Here is a 19,986-nt window from a genome sequence, read left to right as displayed (position 1 = left end):
TTAAAATCCTTTTAATTTTAAATATTGAATATTTTTAAATTTATAATTTTATAATTTTAAAATAATTTATATTATAAATTAATTTTTAAATTAAAAGTTTTATAAGATTAACAATATTAAATAATATATTAATATTGATTTTTTTAAAAAAAAATATAAAATATAATATAATTATTTCAAAGGAGCGGTAGTTCAGTTGGTTAGAATACCTGCCTGTCACGCAGGGGGTCACGGGTTCAATTCCCGTCCGTTCCGTATATTAAAAATTTAATAATTAATAATTTTTAAATAAAATTAATAATTTTAAAAATATTTAATAAAAAATATTTTTAATAATTAAAAGGTTTAAATATATTAAATATAAATCAATTTAAAATAGATATATTATATTTAAAACGTGCTTTACAATTAGCGTATTTAGGAAAATTTACATCTATGCCTAATCCATGTGTTGGTTGTGTAATTGTTAAAAATAATAAAATAATAGGAGAAGGAACACATATTATTTTTGGAGGTCCACATGCTGAAATTAATGCTTTAAGAGAAGCAAAAAATAATATAAAAAATTCAACAATTTATATAACTCTTGAACCTTGTACTTATTTTGGAAATACTCCACCATGTGTTAAATCTATAATTTATTCAGGTATAAAACGTGTTGTTATATCTATGAAAGATCCAAATCCTAAAATATCAGGAAAAAGTTTTAAAATTTTAAAAAATGCTGGTATTAAAGTATCTTATATTCCAATAAAATTTAAAACTGAAAATAATATAGGTTTTTCAAAACGTATGTTAAAAAACATACCATATATAAAATTAAAATTTGGTATTTCATTAGATGGTAGAACAGCTTTATTATCTGGTAAAAGTAAATGGATAACTTCAATAAAATCAAGAGAAGATGTTCAAAAATTAAGAATGATATCATCTGCTATAATTAGTACAAGTAATACTATATTATTTGATAATCCATCTTTAAATGTACGTTTTAAACATATAGACAAAATGTATAAAAAATTATATCCATTTAAAAATTTTAAACAACCAATATTAATAATTATTGATAGTAAAAACAGAATAAAACCTAAACATAAAATAATTGTAAAAAATAGAGAAATATTTTTAATACGTTTAAAAAAAGATAATAAAATTTGGCCAAATAATATACATCAAATAATTTTTAAAAAAATAAATCTTAAAAATTTAATGTTATATTTAGGAAAAATTAAATTAAATAATATTTTAATAGAATCAGGTTCTAAATTAGCTGGATCTTTATTTAAATTAAAATTAATTGATGAATTAATTTTATATATATCATCAAAAATTTTAGGAAATAAAAGTTTAGGAATGTTTAATATACCTAATTTAAAAAAAATAGTAAATAAAAATGAATTTTTTTTTAAAAATATTAAAAAAATAGGAAAAGATTTAAAAATAATATTAAAATATAAAAAAAATATTTAATTTTTAAAAATTTAGGAATATATGAAAAAAATAAAAGTTTCATTTGATTCTCCTAATAGTAAAATAGCAATAATAGTATCACGTTTTAATGAATTTATTAATAAATCATTATTAAATGGTTCTATTGATATTTTAAAACGTATCGGTAAAATTTTAGATAATAATATTACTATTATTTGGGTACCAGGTGCATTTGAAATACCTTTAATTACACAAATATTAGCAAATTCTAAAAAATATAATGCAATTATAGCATTAGGAACAATTATTAAAGGTGAAACTCCACATTTTAAATATATTTCAAATTCTACTATTTCAAGTATTAGTAATGTTATATTAAAAACAGAAATTCCAATTATTTTTGGTATTTTGACTACTGATAATATTGAACAAGCTATTAATAGATCTGGTATAAAATTAGGTAATAAAGGTTCGGAAGCTGCTTTAAATGCATTAGAAATGATAAATATTATAAATAATATAAAAAATAATATTTAAATATTAATATAATTTTTTAATTAAGCGGGAAACGGGATTTGAACCCGTGACATTAACCTTGGCAAGGTTACATTCTACCAACTGAATTATTCCCGCTTAAACTTTTATAATTAAAATTATAAATTTAAATTATATTAAAATTTTATATAAATATTAAATTTAATAAAATTTAATATTTTTTTATTAATATATATTTTTTTTAATTTAATTCTTTTAAATGTTTATTTAAATATTTTTTAATTCCTTCAGTAGAAGGTTTAATACTAGATTTCCCTTTAATCCATTGAGCTGGACATACTTCACCATATTTTTCATAAAATTGTAATGCATCAATAGTTCTTATTACTTCATCTATATTTCTACCAATTGGTAGATCATTTACAATTTGTGAACGTATAATTTTATTTTTATCAATTATAAAATTCGCTCTTAATGCAACACCTAATTCTGGATGTTCAATACCATAAGATTTTTGTATTTCTCTTTTAATATCAGCAATCATAATAAATTCTATTTTTCCTATTCCACCCTTATTTATTGGTGTTTTTCTCCAAGCATCATGAACAAATTCTGAATCAAATGATATACCTATTAATTCAACATTTCTTTTTTTAAATTCATTAATACGATTATTAAAAGCTATTATTTCTGAAGGACATACAAAAGTAAAATCCATAGGCCAAAAAAATAAAACAATATATTTATTATTAATATAATCATAAAAATTAAAATTATTTATGATTTTTCCATTTTCTAAAACTGCAGAAGCTAAAAAATTAGGAGCTTTACGAGTAACTAAAACCATTTTTTTTCCTTTTTAAATTATTTTAATTATTAAAATATATTAATTAATTATTATTTTTAAAATATATATTATTTAATAACTTTTATACCTTTATAAAAACCATTAAGAGTTATATTGTGTCTAAAATGTAATTCTTTAGTTTTTTTATCAATAGATAAAAATTTAAATTTTAATTTATCATGAGATCTTCTCATATTTCTTTTTGAACGAGATATTCTATGTTTTGGAACTGCCATTTTTAATTGCCTTATTTTAATATATTTTAATTATTAATTTTATATTATTAATATTTTTATTAAATAAATTTAAATATTTTTTTAAAATATTTTAATTTAAAATTAAAATTATTTATTATTTTTACGTAAAATATTTAAAAAATAATTTAAATCATTATCAATAGAAGATGTTATTTTAAAAATTTTTTTTGTAAAAGGATGTTTAAAAATAATTTTATTAGCATGTAAAAACAGTCTATTTAATTTAAAATTATTAAATTTATTATCTAAATAAGATTTTCCATATAATTTATCAAACAAAATTGGGTGATTAGCATATGAAGTATGTATACGAATTTGATGTGTTCTACCAGTAATTGGTAAAATTTTAATTAAAGTACAAAATTTAAAAATTTCTTTTATTTTAAAAATAGTTTTTGAAAATTTATATTTATTATTATTTAATGTTATTTTTTTATTTTTAATATATGTTTGAATAATTTTTATTTTTTTATTCCATTTACCATGAACTAAAGCTAAATATTCTTTTTTAATATTTTTTAAACGTAATTCATTATTTAAAAAAAGTAAAGATGATCTATTTTTTGCTATTAATAATATACCAGAAGTTTCACGATCTAATCTATGTACAAGTTCTAAAAAATCTTCTTTATTTCTTAATATTCTTAAACTTTCAATAATTCCACATTTAATTCCACTTCCACCATGAACAGAAATTCCTGAAGGTTTTTTAATTATTAATATATGATTATCTTCATATATAATTTTTTTTTCTAAATTTTCTAAATAAAAAAAATTTTTTTTTTTTTGTTGTTTTTTAATACGTATTAAATCACCTAATTTTAATTTATAAAAAAAATTAATACGTTTATTGTTTATTCTTACACTTCCTTTTCTTATAATTTTATAAATATTATTTTTTGATAAATTTTTTAAAATATTTTTTAAATAGTTATCTATTCTTTGTCCTTCTTTATTACTATCAATTTTAATAAAATTTATTTTTTTAATATTTTTCAAAATATTTTAAAATTTATAAAATTTACTTTATAATAACAAAATATTATTATTTTAAATATTTAATAAATTAAATATTTAATATAAAATAATTAATATTTATTTATAATTAATTTTAAATATTTATGAAAACTAATTTATGTAATAAAAAAATAAATAAAAAATTTATTAAAAAAAAAAAAAGTTTAAGATATAATTTTACATTTTATAAATATTTTAATATTTGTAATGTTAAAAAAGTAAAGAATTTTCTTTTTATAAAATTTAAAAAATTAAATATATTAGGAAGAATTTTAATATCTGAAGAAGGTATTAATGCACAAATAAGTATACCAAAAAAAAATTTTTTATATTTTAAAAATTTTTTTTATTATTATAATTCATTATTTAAAAAAATAAATTTAAATAAATGTTTAAATAATAAAAAAAGTTTTTGTTCTTTAAAAATTAAAATTAAAAATTATATTTTAAATCATAAAATTAAAAATATAAAAAATTTTAAAAAAACTGGAATTTATTTAAATGTTTTTCAAGTTAATAATTTTATAAATTGTAAAAATACATTATTTTTAGATATGAGAAATTATTATGAATATGAAATTGGACATTTTAAAAATGCTTTTACATTACCATCTATTACTTTTAGAAATCAATTAAGTAAAATAATTAAAAAAATTAAAAAAAAAATTAAAAATAATATTTTAATGTATTGTACTGGTGGAATTCGTTGTGAAATTTCTACTAAATATATTTTAAAAAATGGTTTTAAAAATGTTTTCCATATAAAAGGAGGTATAATAAATTATGTAAATTTTGCAAATTCTAAAAAATTACCAATTAATTTTATTGGTAAAAATTTTGTTTTTGATAAACGTTTAAAAGAATTTGTTACTAAAGATATAATATCAAATTGTTATACATGTGGTAAAAAAAGTGATAATTACATTAATTGTAAAAATAATATTTGTAATAAATTATTAATTCAATGTTTAAAATGTTATAAAAAATATAAAAAATTTTGTTGTAAAGAATGTTATATTAAATAATAATTTAATTTTTAATAAATAAATTAAAATATTTTATATTTAATTAATTAAATACATTTGGAGTTTAAATGTCTAAAATATGTCAAATAACTGGTAAAAAACCTATGAAAGGTAATAAAAGATCACACGCAATGAATACTACAAAAAGAATTTTTTTACCAAATTTACATAATCATAAAATTTGGAATAAAAAAAAAAAAAAATATTTAAATTTTAAAATTTCAAAAAAAGGTTTAAAAATTTTTTATAAAAAAAATTATAATTTATTATAATTAATTTAATAAAGGATAAATGAAAAAAAAAAATATAGAAAAGATAAAATTAATTTCTTTAAATAAAAATAAACATTTTTATACTACTACAAAAAATAAAAAAAATATTAAAAAAATAATTTTAAAAAAATATAATCCTATAGTTAGAAAACATATTTTATATAAAGAATATAAAATATAGTTTTAAAAAAATATAAAAAATTAAACCCGTATTTTACGGGTTTTTTAAAAATTGTTTTTATTATAAAGTTGTAACATTTATTGCTGATGGTCCTTTTTGACCTTCTTGTATTTCAAATTCTATATTTTGTCCTTCAGCAAGAGTTTTAAAACCACTACCTTGTATAGCTGAAAAATGTACAAAAACATCTTTACTTCCATCTGCAGGAGTAATGAAACCAAATCCTTTTGATTCATTAAACCATTTTACTTGACCTCTCATTTTAGCCATTTTTTTTCCTTTTTTAAAATATATTTAAAAATATTTTTAATATATTTAATTATTTTATAATAAATTATGTTTAAATAATATATTAAATTTTATTAGGTGATGGAGGAATTGAACCACCGACCATCTCCGTGTAAAGGAGACGCTCTACCAACTGAGCTAATCACCTTTTATAATTATATTTTAAATAAAAAAAAAAAAAAAGTCAAATAATTATATTTTAAAAAAATTAAATTATAAATAATTTTTTTATAAAAAAAGATTTTTTTATTATAAAATATTATATTAAAAGATAAAAGTTGTTGAATTTATATTTTTAGTTAAATATTAAATATTTTTAAAAAAAATAAAATAAATTTAATTAATATTAATTTTTAAAATTTATAATATAAAATAATATTATATTTTATAAAAATAAAATTTTAAAAATATTAAATAAATATTAATATAAATATTAAATTATTTTTATAAATTAATTAATATATTTTTTAAAATATTTATTATTAAAAATTTGTATTATATAATATTTAATAAATTAATTTTTTAAAATATAAATTAGGTGAGATAGCCAAGTGGCTGAAGGCGCTCCTCTGCTAAGGGAGTATACTTTAAAACAGTATCCGGGGTTCAAATCCCCGTCTCACCGTATACATCTGTAGCTTAGTTGGATAGAGCACTCGGCTACGAACTGAGAGGTCAAAGGTTCAAATCCTTTCAGATGTAATTTATTTAAAATATTAATTTTTTAAAAAATATAAAATTTTAGTTAAAAATATTTTTAAATATTTTATTTATAAAAATAATGAAAAATTTTTTTAATTTTAATATAGATAAAACTGCTATTAATCAAATAAAATATATAACAACAAAAAAAAAAAAAAAATTAAGAATTTTTATTAAAGGTGGTGGATGTGGTGGTTTAAAATATGGGTTTATTTTAGTTAAAAATAAAAAATATAATGATACATGTATTATTAAAGATAATATTATAATAGTTATTGATCCAATAAGTTTACAATATTTATCTGGAAGTTATTTATTTTATATTTCTAATTTAGAAGAATCAAAGTTTATTATTAAAAATTCTAATATTAAAAAAACATGTAGTTGTGGTTCTTCTTTTAAACTTAGGATTGATGAAAATTTTTAAATATTTTATATAATTTAAAATTTATAATAATTATTTAATTTTAATTTTAAAAAAAATAAATTTATTAATAACATTCATTAAATTTAATAAAATAGTTTTTTTAAATCCTAAAATTTTAATTTGGTGTATTATATATAATGTAATATATAAAAAACGTGCAATTTTTCCTTTTATAATTATTTTTTTATTTATTTTGTTAATTATTATATACCCTATTGTATTATATTTAGATAAAGATATTAAAACACCTTTATCAATATATTTAAATGATTTTAAAGAATTTTTATTTAAAATAGCTAAAATATTTTTATAACAAATACTTGACATTTGATGTGCAGATTGTGCTCTTGCTGGTACAAAATTATTATTATTTAATTTTAAAGATGAACAGTCACCAATAGCAAAAATATTTTCATCTAATGTAGTTTGTAAAGTAGATTTAATTATTAATTGATTAATTTTATTAGTTTCAAGACCTTTTATTTTTTTAATAAAATTATGTACTTTAATACCTGCTGACCAAATAATTAAATTAGCATTTATAAATATATTTGTTTTAGTAATAATTCCATATTTATAAACTTTTATAACAATAGTTTTATTAAGTATATTAATTCCTAATTTTTTTAATTTATTATGTATATTTAATGAAATTTTAATTGGTAATGCTGATAAAATTCTATTACTTGCTTCAATTATAAAAATATTTATTTTTTTATTTTTTAAATTATTATAATTATATTTTTTTAATTCTTTTATTGTATTTAAAATTTCAGTAGATAATTCAATTCCTGTTGCCCCACCTCCAATAATAACTATATTAATAATTTTATTTTTATTTTCATATAAATTTAGTAAAATATTAAATATTTTTTTATGAAGTAAAAGTGCTTGGTTAATATTATCTAAAAAAAAACAATTTTTTTTAACTCCCAAAATATTAAAATCATTAGATATACTACCTAATGCAATAACAAGAATATCATAACTTATTTTTTTATAATTTTTTAAATTATTATTACATTTATATGTTATTATTTTTTTATATTTATTAATATTTATTATATTTCCTAATATAAAACTATAATTATTATTATATGCATGATCTAAATAATTTACAGAATTTATATTAGCATCTAAATAACCTGTAGCAATTTCATGTAAAATAGGTTTCCATATATGATGTGGATTTTTATCTATAAGTGTAATATTTATTTTTTTCCCTATTTTATTACCTAAATTTTTTGCTAATTCTAAACCACTAACTCCACCACCAATTATTATTATTTTTTTTTTATTCAACTTTTTTCCTTTTTAATATTTTTTATGTATTTTGTATTTTTTAAAAATAATAATTATTTAATATTAATATTTTAAAATTTTTAAAATTATAATAAATTATATATAAATAAAAAAATATGAAATATACTTTTCAACCATCAATTTTAAAAAGAAATAGAAAATATGGATTTCGTATAAAAATGTCAAAAAAAACTGGTAGAAAAATTTTATCAAGAAGACGCAATAAAGGTAGAAAAAAATTAATTTCTTATAAATAAATTTTAAAATGAAAATTTTTTCTTTAAATAATTTAATAATAAAAAATATTTTAAAAATAAATTTTAAAAATTCTAAATTATATAATAATAAATATTTTAATATTTTTAAAATTATTAATAATTTAGAATATGCAAGATTATGTTTAATTATTAAAAAAAAAAATATTAAATTATCAAATGATAGAAATCGTTTAAAACGTATTTTTAAATATAGTTTTTGTTATAATCAATTTTTATTACCATTATATGATTTTATATTTTTTTTAAAAAAACCTATAAATAATTTAAATAATTATAAAATTTTTAAAAAAATAGAAAAAATTTGGAAATTTAAAAATTATTAAATATAATATTAAAATTATAAATATTAAATTTTATAAAAATATTTTTTTATTATATAATAATTTTATTTTAAAATAATTAAAAATAATTTTGAATATTAAAAATAAATTACTTATATTAATATTGTTTTTATTTGTAATAACTTTAGGAATATTTAAAAAAAAAGAAAATATAAAAAATTGTTTAAATATTAATCAAAATGAAAATATTATTAATTATAATTATGATAATATAATAAATAATAGAAATAAAAGTTATAAAAAAATAATAATTAAAACTGATTTATTAAATTTAACAATTAATACAAATGGCGGAATTATAGAAGAAGCTAAATTATTAAAATATAAAGAAAAAATAAATTCTTGTGAATATTTAAAATTACTTAAAACAAATAATTCTTTTATATATCAAATTAAAAATAATATAATTAAAAAAAATTTTTTATTTAAAAATAAAAATAAAATAATTAATCCAAATTTTAAAATTGAAAAAGATAATTATATATTAAAAAATAATGAAAATTTTATTTCTATTCCAATGTATTATAAAGATAATAATGGAAATATTATAATTAAAACTTTTATATTAAAAAGAAATAGTTATGAAATTAAAATTTTAAATACTTTTATAAATAATAGTAAATTTCCAATAAAATTAAATGATTTTGGACAAATTAAACAAACAATAAATTTATCTAATGATAATATTTTAATTAATAATAATTCAAAAGAAATTGCATTTTCAACTGATAAAGAAAAAATTAAAAAAATATCTTTTAAAAATGATATAAAATATAATGTAGATACAAAAACTGGTTGGATAGCAATGTTACAAAAATATTTCATTACATCATTAATACCTAATAATAAAAAAAATATTTTAAATTTTAAAAAAATAAATAATAATTTAAATATTATTAGTTATCAATCTAATTCAAATATTATAAAACCGTATAATATTAAAAATTTTAAAACATCTTTATGGATTGGTCCTAAATTACAAGATGAATTTATAAAAATATCCCCATATTTAAATTTAACTATAAATTATGGTTTTTTTGGATTTTTATCACATCCTATATTTAAAATATTAAAATTTATAAATAAAATTATAGGAAATTGGGGTTTTTCAATAATATTAATAACATTATTATTACGTTTAATTATTTATCCAATTACAAATTTTCAATATATTTACGCTAATAAAATAAATTTATTAAATCCTAAAATTAAAAAAATAAAAGAAATTTATAAAAATAATAAACTATTAATGAATAAAGAAATATTTAAATTATATAAAAATGAAAAAATTAATCCTTTATTAGGATTATTATCAGTAATAATACAAATACCAATATTTTTATCATTATATAATATTTTAATAGAATCTATAGAATTAAGACATTCAAAATTTATTTTTTGGATTAATGATCTTTCTTCAAAAGATCCTTATTTTATTTTACCAATTATATTATCTATTACAATATATTATATTCAAAAAATATCATATAAATCTAAAAAAAATACATTTCAAGAAAAAATTATAAATTTTTTACCATTATTATTTAGTATATTTTTTTATTATTTTCCTTCTGGAATAATAATTTATTATATAATAAATAATATTTTTATTATTTTTCAACAAAAAAAAATTTATAAAAAATTTTTTAAAAAATATAAATAAAATAATTAAATTAATATTTTTGAAATATGGATTTTAAAAATACAATTGTAGCTCAAGCAACTCCAATTGGAAGAGGTGGTATTGGAGTTGTACGTATTTCAGGAACAAATACAAAAAAAGTAGCTCTTACAATATTAAAAAAAATTCCAAAACCACGTTATGCTGAGTATATTTTTTTTTATGATTTTAATAATAATATTTTAGATAAAGGAATTGCTTTATGGTTTCCAAAACCTAATTCTTTTACTGGAGAAGATGTTTTAGAATTACATGGACATGGTGGTCCTATTGTTATAAATTTATTAATTAAAAATATTTTAAAAATTAAAAATATACGTATTGCTAAACCAGGAGAATTTTTAAAACGTGCATTTTTAAATAATAAAATTAATTTAATTCAAGCAGAATCAATTTTTGATTTAATAAATGCTAATTCAATATTAGCAGCAAAAATGGCTATAGCTTCTTTTAAAGGAAGTTTTTCTTCTAAAATAATTAAAATAACTAAATTAGTTGATAATTTAAGAATAAATTTAGAAGCTCAAATTAACTTTTCAGAAGATGATATTAAAAAAATAACAAAAAATGAAATTATAAAAAAATTAGATTATATTTTATTAAATATTAATAATATTTTAGATGAAACAAAAAAAAGTTATATTATTAAAGAAGGTATTAAAATAGTTATAGCAGGTAGTCCAAATGTAGGAAAGTCGAGTTTAATAAATGTATTATCTGGAAAAAATATTTCAATTGTTTCTAAAATATTTGGAACTACAAGAGATATATTAAGTAAAAATATTTATATTGAAAATATTAAAATTAATATTATTGATACTGCTGGATTACGTAAAACTAAAAATATAATAGAAAATATTGGAATTAATAAAACAATAAGTGAAATTAAAAAAACTAATTATCTATTATTATTAATAGATACTAAAAGAAAAAAAAATTTTTTAAATTTAAAATATAATTTTATTAAACATTTTTCTAATAATTTATCAATTATAATATTAAGAAATAAAATAGATTTAACTAAAGAAAAACCAGGAATTTTTACGATTAAAAATTATACTTTAATTTGTTTATCTATCATAAAATTAAATGGTATTAATTTATTAAAAAAATATTTAAAAAAAAAAATAGGTTTAAATAATTTTACAGAAGGATTATATTTATCACATTTAAGACATTTAGAATTATTAAAAAAAATAAAATGTTATTTAATAAAATCAAAAAAAATAATTAAAAATGTTTTTTATGAAGAATTATTAGCAGAAAATTTATTATTAATTATTAAAGAATTAAATAAAATTATTGGTAAAGAAAATTCAGAAAATATAATAAATAAAATATTTTCTAAATTTTGTATTGGTAAATAATTTTAAAATTTTAAATAAATTATATTTAAATATTATAAAATATTTTTTGTAAATTTATAATTTTTTAATATTAATTTAAATATTCAAAAAATTATTTTAAATATTTTAAAAAAAATTAAATTTATTATTTATAAAAATAAAAAAAATATTTTTTTTAAGGATGATATTATCAAAAATAAAAAAATAAATTTTAAAAAATCAATTAATCGTATTAAAAATGCTATAAAATCATTAAAAAATAAAGAAGGTGTAATTGTATTAGATGATAAAAATCGTGAAAATGAAGGTGATATTATTTTTGCAGCAGAAAATATGACAGTTAAACAAATGGCATTAACTATTAGATATTGTAGTGGTATTGTTTGTCTTTGTATTACTGAAAAACTTAGAAAAAAATTATTATTACCTATGATGGTTATAAATAATTCAAGTAAATTTCAAACACCATTTACAATTAGTATAGAAGCTTCAAAAGGAGTAACTACTGGTGTATCTGCTAAAGATAGAATTAAAACTATACAAACAGTTGTATCAAATAATGTTAAACCTAAAGATCTTAATAAACCTGGTCATATATTCCCTTTATGTGCACAACCAGGAGGAATATTAATACGTAGAGGACACACTGAAGCAACAATTGAGTTATTAAAAATTTCAGGTTTAAAAGAAATAGGTGTGCTTTGTGAATTAACAAATGATGATGGAAGTATGTCAAAAAAAAAAGATATTATTAATTTTGCTAATAAAAATAATATGGTGTTAATAACAATAAATGATATTATAAAATATTTACATTTTAAAAAAAATAATTTTAAATAATAAATTTATTATAAATTAAGTAAATATGTCATTAATAAAATTAATTTATTATCCTAATAAAATATTAAAAAAAAAATCAAATTCAATTAATAAAATTGATTATAAAATAAAAAATATAATACATAATATGTTTAAAATTATGTATAAAAAAAATGGTATTGGCTTAGCAGCGCCACAAATTGGAATAAATAAAAGATTTTTTATAGTACATAATTTTAAAAATATTAATAAAAAATTAATTTTTATAAATCCAAAAATTTTAAAAAAAAAAGGTAAAATTTATTTTAAAGAAGGATGTTTATCTATTCCAAAAAAATTTTTTGTTATAAAACGTTATTCATATGTTAAAATTTTAGCAATGAATATTAAAGGAAATTATTTTGAATTTGAAACAAATGATATTTTGTCGATATGCATTCAACATGAAATTGATCATTTAAATGGTAAATTAATTATTGATTATTCATAAAATATAAATATTTTTAAAAAATTTTAATAATTATTAATTATTTAAAAATTTGATATATTAGGTGTTCTAGGGAAAGGAATAACATCACGAATATTTTTAATTCCTGTTATATAATTTAATATTCTTTCAAATCCTAAACCAAATCCTGAATGTGGAACAGTTCCGTATTTACGTAAATCTCTATACCACCAATATTTTTTTTTAATTAATTTCATTTCATTTATTCTTTTATCTAATATATTTAATCTTTCTTCACGTTGAGAACCACCAATTATTTCTCCAATACCTGGAAATAAAATATCCATATTTGATACAGTTTTGTAATCATTATTTATTCTCATATAAAAAGCTTTTATGTTTTTAGGATAATTTTTTATAACAATTGGTTTTTTAAAATATTTTTCACATAAAAATTGTTCATGTTCTGTGGAAATATCTTGACCCCATTTAATAGGATTTTTAAATTTAATATTATATTTTAATAAAATTTTTATTATTTCATTATATTCAAATTGTTCAAATTTAGAAAATATAAATTTAATTAATAAATTAATATTTTTAATATTATTTTTTTTATTTAAATAATATAAATCATTAATTCTTTTATTTATAATTATTTTAAAAATATATTTTAATAATTTTTCTGAAAGATTTATTATATCTTGTAATGAAGCAAATGCAATTTCAGGTTCAATCATCCAAAATTCTGATAAATGTTTATTTGTATTTGAATTTTCAGCTCTAAAAATTGGTCCAAATGTATAAATTTTTGAAAGTGAACTTGCATATGCTTCCCCAGTTAATTGTCCAGAAACTGTTAAAAACGATTTTTTTCCAAAAAAATCTTTTTTAAATTCAACATTTCCTAAATTATTATATGGAATTTTTTTAAAATTAAATGTTGTAATTTTAAACATTTTACTATAACCTTCAGTATCAATAAATGTAATTAATGGTGTAGAAATCCAAAAAAACCCATTTTTATTAAAAAACTTATGTATTGCATAAGCAAGTGTGTGTCTAATTCTAGAGATTGCACTTATTAAATTTGTTCTAGGTCTTAAATGAGCAATTTCTCTTAAATATTCTTTACTATGATATTTTGGAGTTATTGGATATAAATTAGGATTTTTAATCCATCCAATAACTTTAACATTAGTAGCTTTTAATTCATAATTTTGTTTATTTCCTAAAGAAAAAACTAATAAACCAGTAATATTAACTGAACAACCAGTTGTTAAATTTAAAAGTTTTTTATAATTTTTTAAATTATTTTTTATAATTACTTGAAATGTTTTAAAACATGTACCATCATATATTGAAATAAATGAAATGCCAAATTTTGTAATTCTTTTAGTTTGTACCCAACCATTTATTGATATTTTTTTATTAACTTTAATATAACCTTTTAATATAAAATCAATAGATATTTTCATTTTTTTGTTATTTAATTATTTTTTTATTAATATTTTAAAATAAAATAAATATAAATTATTATTAAATTAATATAATATTATTAATTATATTTTAAAATAATTATTTTTTAAAAAATAATTAATAATTATTAAATTTGATAATATACAATATTTTAATAATGAAATATTTTCAGATCTAAAATTTAAATTTATATTTATATTTATTTTTACATTTTTAAATATTTTTTTTTTAAAAATGTTTTTAATTTTTTTCCTTCTATTATTAAAAAATAATTTAATTATTAAATTAAAAATATTAATATTAATTATAAAAAAAATTTTTTTATATGGTTTTAAAATTATTAAAATAGATTTTATTTTAGGTTTTGGAATAAATGAATTTTTAGATATTTTAAATATTGGTTTTATATTAAAATAATATTTTATAATAATATTTAAACGACCATTTGTTTTTTTTTTAGAAGTTGATAATATCTTTTCAAAAAATTCTTTTTGTAATATAATATATATTTTTTTTATATAATATATATATTTAATAATATAAAAAATTAAATTAGTTGATATATTATAAGGAATATTACCAAATAATTTTATTAATTTTTTTTCTTTTTTTACTATTTTAATTAAATTAATTTTTAAAATATTTTTTTTATATATTAAAATTTTTTTTTTTTTAAATTGTAAATATTTTTTTAAAAATTTTATTAAATTTAAATCAATTTCAACTAAATTAATTTTTTTTAAATGTAAAATTATTAATTTTGTAATTATACCAAAACCAGAACCAATTTCCAATAATATATCATTTTTTTTTAATTTAATAATTTTAATAATTTTTTTTATTATATATAAATTATTTAAAAAATTTTGACCTAATTCTTTTTTAGGAATAAATTTTTTATAATTATTTTTAAACATTTTAAATTTTTTAAAAATTATAATTAATAAATTTTTTAATTAATATAATTTTTTTTTAAAAATAAAAATATTAATTTTATTTATTTTAAATATTTTTCATATTATAAATTTCTTTTAAATTTTTTTTAATTTTTTTAATTATTTCTTTTTTTTCTTTTGAATTTTTATTTTTTAATTCATTACTAAAAATAAAATTTTTTAAATTAATTTTTTTTAAAATTAATTTAGTAATAAAAGTATTTACTTTTTTAATATTTATATTTTTTGTTTTATATTTTAATAATATTTTTTTAGATATAAAATCTTCAATTGAATTAATTTTATGATCTATATAAATTTTATTATTTTCAATATTACGAGTAAATCCTCGTATATGATAATCTATTGATAAAACATCTGATTTGAATTTATTAATAATATAATTTATAATTTTTAATGGTGATATTACACCACATGTTGAAATTTCTAAATCTATACGAAAAATATTTGTTTTTTTTTTAAATATATTTTCTGGATAAGTATGAATACATATATGACTTTTATCAAGATGCATTAAATAATCATTAATTAAAAATTTTTTTTTATTTTTATAATTTTCATTTTCTTTAAAAAGAATTACAGAACTAGCACCTTGAGGTATATAATTTTGATGTGCTATATTTAATATACTTGCCCCAATTGAAAAACAAATTTTTTTTAAAATTTTTGTTAATCTTTCAGAATTGTATTTTTTATTTATATATTTAATATATTTATTATAATTTTTTTTTTCATTAATATAAAAAACATCATAAATGCAAAAAATTAGAATTTTATTTAAATTATTAAAACCATATAATTTAATTTTTTCCATTTTTTTTTTCCTCCTTATATTTTTAAGTTATTATTAATTATATTATTCATATATTGAGGTAACGCAAAACTATTTAAATGAATTTTATAATTATAATAAAAACAATTTAATTTTTTTTCCATTAAAATTTTTTTAAGTTTTAATGAAGAAAATTTTCTATTTAAAATATTTTGTGTTGACCATGAAAAATTCATTACACCACCATAATAAGTTGGTATCGAAGCTTGATAAAAATATACATCTTTAAAATATTTTTTAAGATTATTAAAACTGTTAATTATTTCTTCTTTTTGAAATAAAAAAATTCCATTTTGAGATACAAATATACCATTTTTATTTAAAATATTTGCACAATTTTTATAAAAAATAGGATCAAATAAATTTTTTCCAGGACCAACAGGATCTGTACAGTCTGATATAATTACATCAAATTTTTCTTTAGTTTTATTAACAAATTTATTACCATCTTCTATTATTAATTTTAATCTTTTATCATTATAAGAACCTGCACTATGATTAGGTAAATATTTTTTACAATATTTTATTAATTCTTTATCAATTTCAACCATATAAATTTGTTCAATATTTTTATGTTTAACAACTTCACGTAATACTCCTCCATCACTACCTCCTATAATTAAAATTTTTTTTGCTTTATAATTTGTTACTAAAGGTATATGTGTAATCATTTCATGATAAATAAATTCATCTTTTTCAGTTGTTTGTACAATATTATCTAAAATCATAACACGTCCTAAAAAAGAATTATAAAAAATTAATAAATTTTGATATTTTGTTTTTTTTTTAAATATAATTTTATCTATTGTAAAAAATTGTCCTACATTACTATGTAAGAATTCATACCAAAAAATTTTTTTTTTCATTTTTTTTCCTTATTAATTAAAAATTATAAATTTAAAATTTTTAAAATATAAATTATTATAAAATAATAAAAAATATTTTAAAAATTATTAAATAAAAATAATTAAATAAAAATTTAAATTAAATAAATTAATATTATAAAAATTTAATTTATATTTAAAAAAAATTTTTTAATATTTATTATAATAAAATTTAAATAAATTTTAAAATATTAAATTTTTAAATTAGTTAGATAGTAAAATTTTACTATCTAACCACTCCATAAAAAAATTTATAAAATAATTTTTATTTAATTTTTTAAAAATATTAACATTTTAAATTTTTATACGATTCATTAAATTATAAATTTGTTTTGAATTTAATGTTTCATATTTAATTAAAGCATTTTTCATAGAATATAAAATATCTATATTTTTTTTTAATAAATTTTGAGCTCTAATATAATTATTTTCTATTATTAATTTTATTTCTTGATCAATCATATATAATGTTGCATCTGATATACATTTTTTTTTTATTTTATTATTTTTTATTGATAATTCATTATAATTTTCATTATCATAATTTAATGGACCTAATTTATTAGAAAATCCCCATTTAGTAATCATATTATGAGCAATTGAAGTAGCTACTTTAATATCATTATATGATCCAGTTGATATATTTTGTTTTCCATATATTAATTCTTCAGCAATACGACCGCCATATAATGTAGAAATTTTACTTTCTAATTTTATATAACTTTCATTCATTATATCAGTTTTAGGAAGAAAAAATGTAATTCCTAAAGCACATCCTCTTGGAATAATACTTACTTTATGAACAGGATCATGTTCAGGTACTAAATAACCTATAATAGTATGTCCAGATTCATGATAAGCTATTAATTCTTTTTGTTTTTCTGTCATAACTAAAGAATTTCTTTCTATTCCTAATAAAATTTTATCTTTTGCTTTTTCAAATTCTAACATTGTTACTATATTTTTTTTAGCACGAGCAGTTAATAAAGCAGCCTCATTTATTAAATTAGATAAATCAGCACCTGAAAATCCTGGTGTTCCTCTTGCAATTAAAGATAAATCAACATCTTTAGAAATAGGTATATTAGATATATGTACTCTTAAAATATCTTCACGTCCTTTAATATCAGGAAGTCCTACAAAAATTTTTCTATCAAAACGCCCTGGTCTTAATAAAGCAGGATCTAAAACATCTGGTCTATTTGTAGCAGCTATAATAATAACTCCTTTAAAACTTTCAAAACCATCCATTTCTACTAATATTTGATTTAAAGTTTGTTCTCTTTCATCATTGTTAATTCCTATATTAGGTCCTCTTTTTTTACCAATAGCATCAATTTCATCAATAAATATTATACATGGAGAATAATTTTTAGCTTGAATAAACATGCTTCTAACACGAGATGCACCTACACCTACAAATAATTCTACAAAATCAGATCCAGAAACTGAAAAAAATGGCACATTTGCTTCACCAGCAATTGCTTTAGCTAATAAAGTCTTACCGGTTCCTGTAGGACCAATCATTAATATACCTTTAGGTATTTTAATTCCTAATTTTTTAAAATAATTAGGATTTTTTAAAAAATCAACTATTTCTTTAATTTCTTCTTTTGCTTCTTCACAACCAGCAACATCTTTAAAATTTATTTTTATTTTATTTGGTTTTAATAATTTTGCTTTATTTTTAATAAATGAAATTATATTTTTTCCACCTTGAGTTTGTTTAATAAAAAATAACCAAACTATAAATATAAATATTAATGGTAACCAAGATATAATAAATGTTGTTAAAGTAGTATTATTTTTATCAACACTTAAAATTTTAACATTTTTTAATAATAAAGTATCTAAAAGTTTATTATCATTAATTGGGATATAAGTAATATATTTATCATTATTTTTTTTAATAACATCAATTTCTTTATCAATAATTTTTACTTCACTTATTTTATTTTGTGTTAAATCAGAAATAAATTTTGAATATTCAACAGAATCATTAGATATTTGTGGTAAAAAATTTTGAAAAAAAAAAATTATTATAAAAATAAAACTTAAATAAAAAAATATTTTTTTAAATATATTTTTCATTTTTTATTCCTTTATATTAAATTTTATAAAAAATTAAAAATTATAATTAATAGCAATTATATATACTTCTTTAGAAGTAGTACGAGATGAATATGGTTTAATTATTTTGATTTTTTTAAACATTGGATTAATATATTTAATAAATTTTTTAAAACCATTTCCTTGAAATATTTTTATAATACATGTACCTTTTTTTTTTAATATACTATTACAAATTTTTATAACTTTTTTAGCTAATTCAATTGATTTTGGTATATCAATTGAAGCAATTCCACTTATTTTAGGTGAAAGATCTGATATTACAACTTGAACATTGTTAAAACCAATATAATTAGTTATTTTTTTAATAAAATTCATATTTAAAATATTTTCTTTAAAAAAATTAATACCATTAATTGGATTAATTTTTTTTATATCATATGAATAAACAATACCTTTTGTACCAACCATTTTTTTTGCATATTTTGACCAACTTCCAGGTGCTGCTCCTAAATCAACAACAATCATATTATATTTAAATATTTTATAACATTTTTGTATTTCTTCAAGTTTAAACCATGCACGTGATATTAATTTTTTTTTTTAGA

General features: G+C 15.8%; 23 protein-coding genes and 5 tRNA genes. 15 read left to right on the top strand and 13 right to left on the bottom strand.

Annotated features, from left to right (window positions below; genetic code table 11):
• The first annotated feature begins 181 nt into the window (after positions 1-181).
• From ACMCL3_RS01245 to ribE, 3 genes are all read left to right on the top strand, one after another.
• A tRNA-Asp gene (locus ACMCL3_RS01245) sits at positions 182-255 on the top strand.
• Positions 256-351: 96 nt separating this feature from the next.
• Positions 352-1,470, top strand: coding sequence for a bifunctional diaminohydroxyphosphoribosylaminopyrimidine deaminase/5-amino-6-(5-phosphoribosylamino)uracil reductase RibD (gene ribD, locus ACMCL3_RS01240; RefSeq protein WP_412728865.1), 1,119 nt, complete (start codon positions 352-354; stop codon positions 1,468-1,470).
• A 21-nt stretch (positions 1,471-1,491) separates the two neighbouring features.
• Complete coding sequence (gene ribE, locus ACMCL3_RS01235; RefSeq protein WP_412728760.1) at positions 1,492-1,968, top strand: 6,7-dimethyl-8-ribityllumazine synthase; 477 nt, start codon at positions 1,492-1,494, stop codon at positions 1,966-1,968.
• Between the two features lie 23 nt (positions 1,969-1,991).
• On the opposite strand, the gene ACMCL3_RS01230 is transcribed toward ribE, so the two are convergent.
• From ACMCL3_RS01230 to ACMCL3_RS01215, 4 genes are all read right to left on the bottom strand, one after another.
• Positions 1,992-2,064, bottom strand: a tRNA-Gly gene (locus ACMCL3_RS01230).
• A gap of 103 nt (positions 2,065-2,167) precedes the next feature.
• A complete protein-coding gene (locus tag ACMCL3_RS01225) occupies positions 2,168-2,773 on the bottom strand; it encodes a peroxiredoxin C (RefSeq protein WP_412728759.1) in 606 nt (201 codons plus the stop codon).
• A 68-nt stretch (positions 2,774-2,841) separates the two neighbouring features.
• Positions 2,842-3,009, bottom strand: coding sequence for a 50S ribosomal protein L32 (gene rpmF / locus ACMCL3_RS01220; RefSeq protein ID WP_412728758.1), 168 nt, complete (start codon positions 3,007-3,009; stop codon positions 2,842-2,844).
• 108 nt (positions 3,010-3,117) lie between these two features.
• Positions 3,118-4,029: an RluA family pseudouridine synthase gene (locus ACMCL3_RS01215; RefSeq protein WP_412728757.1), complete on the bottom strand. Its 912-nt coding sequence runs from the start codon at positions 4,027-4,029 to the stop codon at positions 3,118-3,120.
• Positions 4,030-4,151: 122 nt separating this feature from the next.
• Between ACMCL3_RS01215 and ACMCL3_RS01210 the strand changes: the two genes are divergently transcribed.
• The 3 genes from ACMCL3_RS01210 (at position 4,152) to rpmG (ending at position 5,525) form a co-directional block, all read left to right on the top strand.
• Positions 4,152-5,072, top strand: coding sequence for a rhodanese-related sulfurtransferase (locus ACMCL3_RS01210; RefSeq protein ID WP_412728756.1), 921 nt, complete (start codon positions 4,152-4,154; stop codon positions 5,070-5,072).
• Positions 5,073-5,140: 68 nt separating this feature from the next.
• Positions 5,141-5,344 carry a 50S ribosomal protein L28 gene (gene rpmB / locus ACMCL3_RS01205; RefSeq protein ID WP_412728755.1) on the top strand — a complete coding sequence of 68 codons (204 nt, stop codon included), beginning with the start codon at positions 5,141-5,143 and terminating at the stop codon, positions 5,342-5,344.
• Between the two features lie 19 nt (positions 5,345-5,363).
• A complete protein-coding gene (gene rpmG, locus ACMCL3_RS01200; protein WP_412728754.1) occupies positions 5,364-5,525 on the top strand; it encodes a 50S ribosomal protein L33 in 162 nt (53 codons plus the stop codon).
• 60 nt (positions 5,526-5,585) lie between these two features.
• Here the strand turns inward: rpmG and cspC are convergent, their stop codons facing one another.
• A complete protein-coding gene (gene cspC / locus ACMCL3_RS01195) occupies positions 5,586-5,795 on the bottom strand; it encodes a cold shock-like protein CspC (protein ID WP_412728753.1) in 210 nt (69 codons plus the stop codon).
• Between the two features lie 93 nt (positions 5,796-5,888).
• Positions 5,889-5,961: transfer RNA gene (locus ACMCL3_RS01190), tRNA-Val, on the bottom strand.
• 389 nt (positions 5,962-6,350) lie between these two features.
• On the opposite strand from ACMCL3_RS01190, the gene ACMCL3_RS01185 reads away from it, so the two are divergent.
• The 3 genes from ACMCL3_RS01185 (at position 6,351) to ACMCL3_RS01175 (ending at position 6,942) form a co-directional block, all read left to right on the top strand.
• Positions 6,351-6,438: transfer RNA gene (locus ACMCL3_RS01185), tRNA-Ser, on the top strand.
• 3 nt (positions 6,439-6,441) lie between these two features.
• Positions 6,442-6,515, top strand: a tRNA-Arg gene (locus ACMCL3_RS01180).
• Positions 6,516-6,594: 79 nt separating this feature from the next.
• Positions 6,595-6,942, top strand: coding sequence for an iron-sulfur cluster assembly accessory protein (locus tag ACMCL3_RS01175; RefSeq protein WP_412728752.1), 348 nt, complete (start codon positions 6,595-6,597; stop codon positions 6,940-6,942).
• Between the two features lie 30 nt (positions 6,943-6,972).
• Here the strand turns inward: ACMCL3_RS01175 and ACMCL3_RS01170 are convergent, their stop codons facing one another.
• Entirely contained in the window at positions 6,973-8,244 is a 1,272-nt protein-coding gene (locus ACMCL3_RS01170; protein ID WP_412728751.1) for an NAD(P)/FAD-dependent oxidoreductase, read from the bottom strand.
• 116 nt (positions 8,245-8,360) lie between these two features.
• On the opposite strand from ACMCL3_RS01170, the gene rpmH reads away from it, so the two are divergent.
• The 6 genes from rpmH to def all read left to right on the top strand — a co-directional run bounded on the left by rpmH (position 8,361) and on the right by def (position 13,199).
• On the top strand, positions 8,361-8,501 hold the full coding sequence (gene rpmH, locus ACMCL3_RS01165) for a 50S ribosomal protein L34 (protein ID WP_412728750.1): 141 nt from the start codon (positions 8,361-8,363) through the stop codon (positions 8,499-8,501).
• Positions 8,502-8,509: 8 nt separating this feature from the next.
• Positions 8,510-8,845, top strand: a complete 336-nt coding sequence (rnpA, locus tag ACMCL3_RS01160) for a ribonuclease P protein component (RefSeq protein ID WP_412728749.1) — start codon at positions 8,510-8,512, stop codon at positions 8,843-8,845.
• An 88-nt stretch (positions 8,846-8,933) separates the two neighbouring features.
• Positions 8,934-10,526 (top strand): membrane protein insertase YidC, encoded by a 1,593-nt coding sequence (gene yidC, locus ACMCL3_RS01155; RefSeq protein WP_412728748.1) that lies wholly within the window; start codon positions 8,934-8,936, stop codon positions 10,524-10,526.
• A gap of 26 nt (positions 10,527-10,552) precedes the next feature.
• On the top strand, positions 10,553-11,911 hold the full coding sequence (mnmE, locus tag ACMCL3_RS01150) for a tRNA uridine-5-carboxymethylaminomethyl(34) synthesis GTPase MnmE (protein WP_412728747.1): 1,359 nt from the start codon (positions 10,553-10,555) through the stop codon (positions 11,909-11,911).
• Between the two features lie 165 nt (positions 11,912-12,076).
• The gene (ribB, locus tag ACMCL3_RS01145) at positions 12,077-12,730 is read left to right on the top strand and encodes a 3,4-dihydroxy-2-butanone-4-phosphate synthase (RefSeq protein ID WP_412728864.1); all 654 of its coding nucleotides are present in this window, start codon (positions 12,077-12,079) and stop codon (positions 12,728-12,730) included.
• A gap of 25 nt (positions 12,731-12,755) precedes the next feature.
• Positions 12,756-13,199: a peptide deformylase gene (gene def / locus ACMCL3_RS01140; RefSeq protein WP_412728746.1), complete on the top strand. Its 444-nt coding sequence runs from the start codon at positions 12,756-12,758 to the stop codon at positions 13,197-13,199.
• Between the two features lie 41 nt (positions 13,200-13,240).
• On the opposite strand, the gene asnS is transcribed toward def, so the two are convergent.
• The 6 genes from asnS to ACMCL3_RS01110 all read right to left on the bottom strand — a co-directional run bounded on the left by asnS (position 13,241) and on the right by ACMCL3_RS01110 (position 19,969).
• Positions 13,241-14,635: an asparagine--tRNA ligase gene (gene asnS, locus ACMCL3_RS01135; protein ID WP_412728745.1), complete on the bottom strand. Its 1,395-nt coding sequence runs from the start codon at positions 14,633-14,635 to the stop codon at positions 13,241-13,243.
• A gap of 84 nt (positions 14,636-14,719) precedes the next feature.
• Positions 14,720-15,553 (bottom strand): 16S rRNA (adenine(1518)-N(6)/adenine(1519)-N(6))-dimethyltransferase RsmA, encoded by an 834-nt coding sequence (gene rsmA / locus ACMCL3_RS01130; RefSeq protein ID WP_412728743.1) that lies wholly within the window; start codon positions 15,551-15,553, stop codon positions 14,720-14,722.
• Positions 15,554-15,638: 85 nt separating this feature from the next.
• The gene (gene speD / locus ACMCL3_RS01125) at positions 15,639-16,406 is read right to left on the bottom strand and encodes an adenosylmethionine decarboxylase (RefSeq protein WP_412728742.1); all 768 of its coding nucleotides are present in this window, start codon (positions 16,404-16,406) and stop codon (positions 15,639-15,641) included.
• 14 nt (positions 16,407-16,420) lie between these two features.
• Entirely contained in the window at positions 16,421-17,290 is an 870-nt protein-coding gene (gene speE / locus ACMCL3_RS01120; protein WP_412728741.1) for a polyamine aminopropyltransferase, read from the bottom strand.
• Positions 17,291-17,602: 312 nt separating this feature from the next.
• Positions 17,603-19,399: an ATP-dependent zinc metalloprotease FtsH gene (ftsH, locus tag ACMCL3_RS01115; protein ID WP_412728740.1), complete on the bottom strand. Its 1,797-nt coding sequence runs from the start codon at positions 19,397-19,399 to the stop codon at positions 17,603-17,605.
• A gap of 33 nt (positions 19,400-19,432) precedes the next feature.
• Positions 19,433-19,969 (bottom strand): SAM-dependent methyltransferase, encoded by a 537-nt coding sequence (locus ACMCL3_RS01110; protein WP_412728863.1) that lies wholly within the window; start codon positions 19,967-19,969, stop codon positions 19,433-19,435.
• Positions 19,970-19,986 lie beyond the last annotated feature (17 nt).

The organism is Enterobacterales bacterium endosymbiont of Anomoneura mori, assembly GCF_047159375.1.
In the GTDB taxonomy this organism is placed as follows: Bacteria; Pseudomonadota; Gammaproteobacteria; order Enterobacterales; family Enterobacteriaceae_A.
This window is presented reverse-complemented; position numbering and strand designations above follow the sequence as displayed.

Excerpts from the sequence above, each read along its gene's own strand:
- cspC (WP_412728753.1), bottom strand. The coding sequence starts at position 5,795 with ATGGCTAAAATGAGAGGTCAAGTAAAATGGTTTAATGAATCAAAAGGA.
- rpmH (WP_412728750.1), top strand. The coding sequence starts at position 8,361 with ATGAAATATACTTTTCAACCATCAATTTTAAAAAGAAATAGAAAATAT.
- ACMCL3_RS01210 (WP_412728756.1), top strand. The coding sequence starts at position 4,152 with ATGAAAACTAATTTATGTAATAAAAAAATAAATAAAAAATTTATTAAA.
- speD (WP_412728742.1), bottom strand. The coding sequence starts at position 16,406 with ATGGAAAAAATTAAATTATATGGTTTTAATAATTTAAATAAAATTCTA.
- rsmA (WP_412728743.1), bottom strand. The coding sequence starts at position 15,553 with ATGTTTAAAAATAATTATAAAAAATTTATTCCTAAAAAAGAATTAGGT.
- def (WP_412728746.1), top strand. The coding sequence starts at position 12,756 with ATGTCATTAATAAAATTAATTTATTATCCTAATAAAATATTAAAAAAA.
- ACMCL3_RS01175 (WP_412728752.1), top strand. The coding sequence starts at position 6,595 with ATGAAAAATTTTTTTAATTTTAATATAGATAAAACTGCTATTAATCAA.
- ribE (WP_412728760.1), top strand. The coding sequence starts at position 1,492 with ATGAAAAAAATAAAAGTTTCATTTGATTCTCCTAATAGTAAAATAGCA.
- rpmG (WP_412728754.1), top strand. The coding sequence starts at position 5,364 with ATGAAAAAAAAAAATATAGAAAAGATAAAATTAATTTCTTTAAATAAA.
- rpmF (WP_412728758.1), bottom strand. The coding sequence starts at position 3,009 with ATGGCAGTTCCAAAACATAGAATATCTCGTTCAAAAAGAAATATGAGA.
- ftsH (WP_412728740.1), bottom strand. The coding sequence starts at position 19,399 with ATGAAAAATATATTTAAAAAAATATTTTTTTATTTAAGTTTTATTTTT.
- rpmB (WP_412728755.1), top strand. The coding sequence starts at position 5,141 with ATGTCTAAAATATGTCAAATAACTGGTAAAAAACCTATGAAAGGTAAT.
- rnpA (WP_412728749.1), top strand. The coding sequence starts at position 8,510 with ATGAAAATTTTTTCTTTAAATAATTTAATAATAAAAAATATTTTAAAA.
- ACMCL3_RS01225 (WP_412728759.1), bottom strand. The coding sequence starts at position 2,773 with ATGGTTTTAGTTACTCGTAAAGCTCCTAATTTTTTAGCTTCTGCAGTT.
- mnmE (WP_412728747.1), top strand. The coding sequence starts at position 10,553 with ATGGATTTTAAAAATACAATTGTAGCTCAAGCAACTCCAATTGGAAGA.
- speE (WP_412728741.1), bottom strand. The coding sequence starts at position 17,290 with ATGAAAAAAAAAATTTTTTGGTATGAATTCTTACATAGTAATGTAGGA.
- asnS (WP_412728745.1), bottom strand. The coding sequence starts at position 14,635 with ATGAAAATATCTATTGATTTTATATTAAAAGGTTATATTAAAGTTAAT.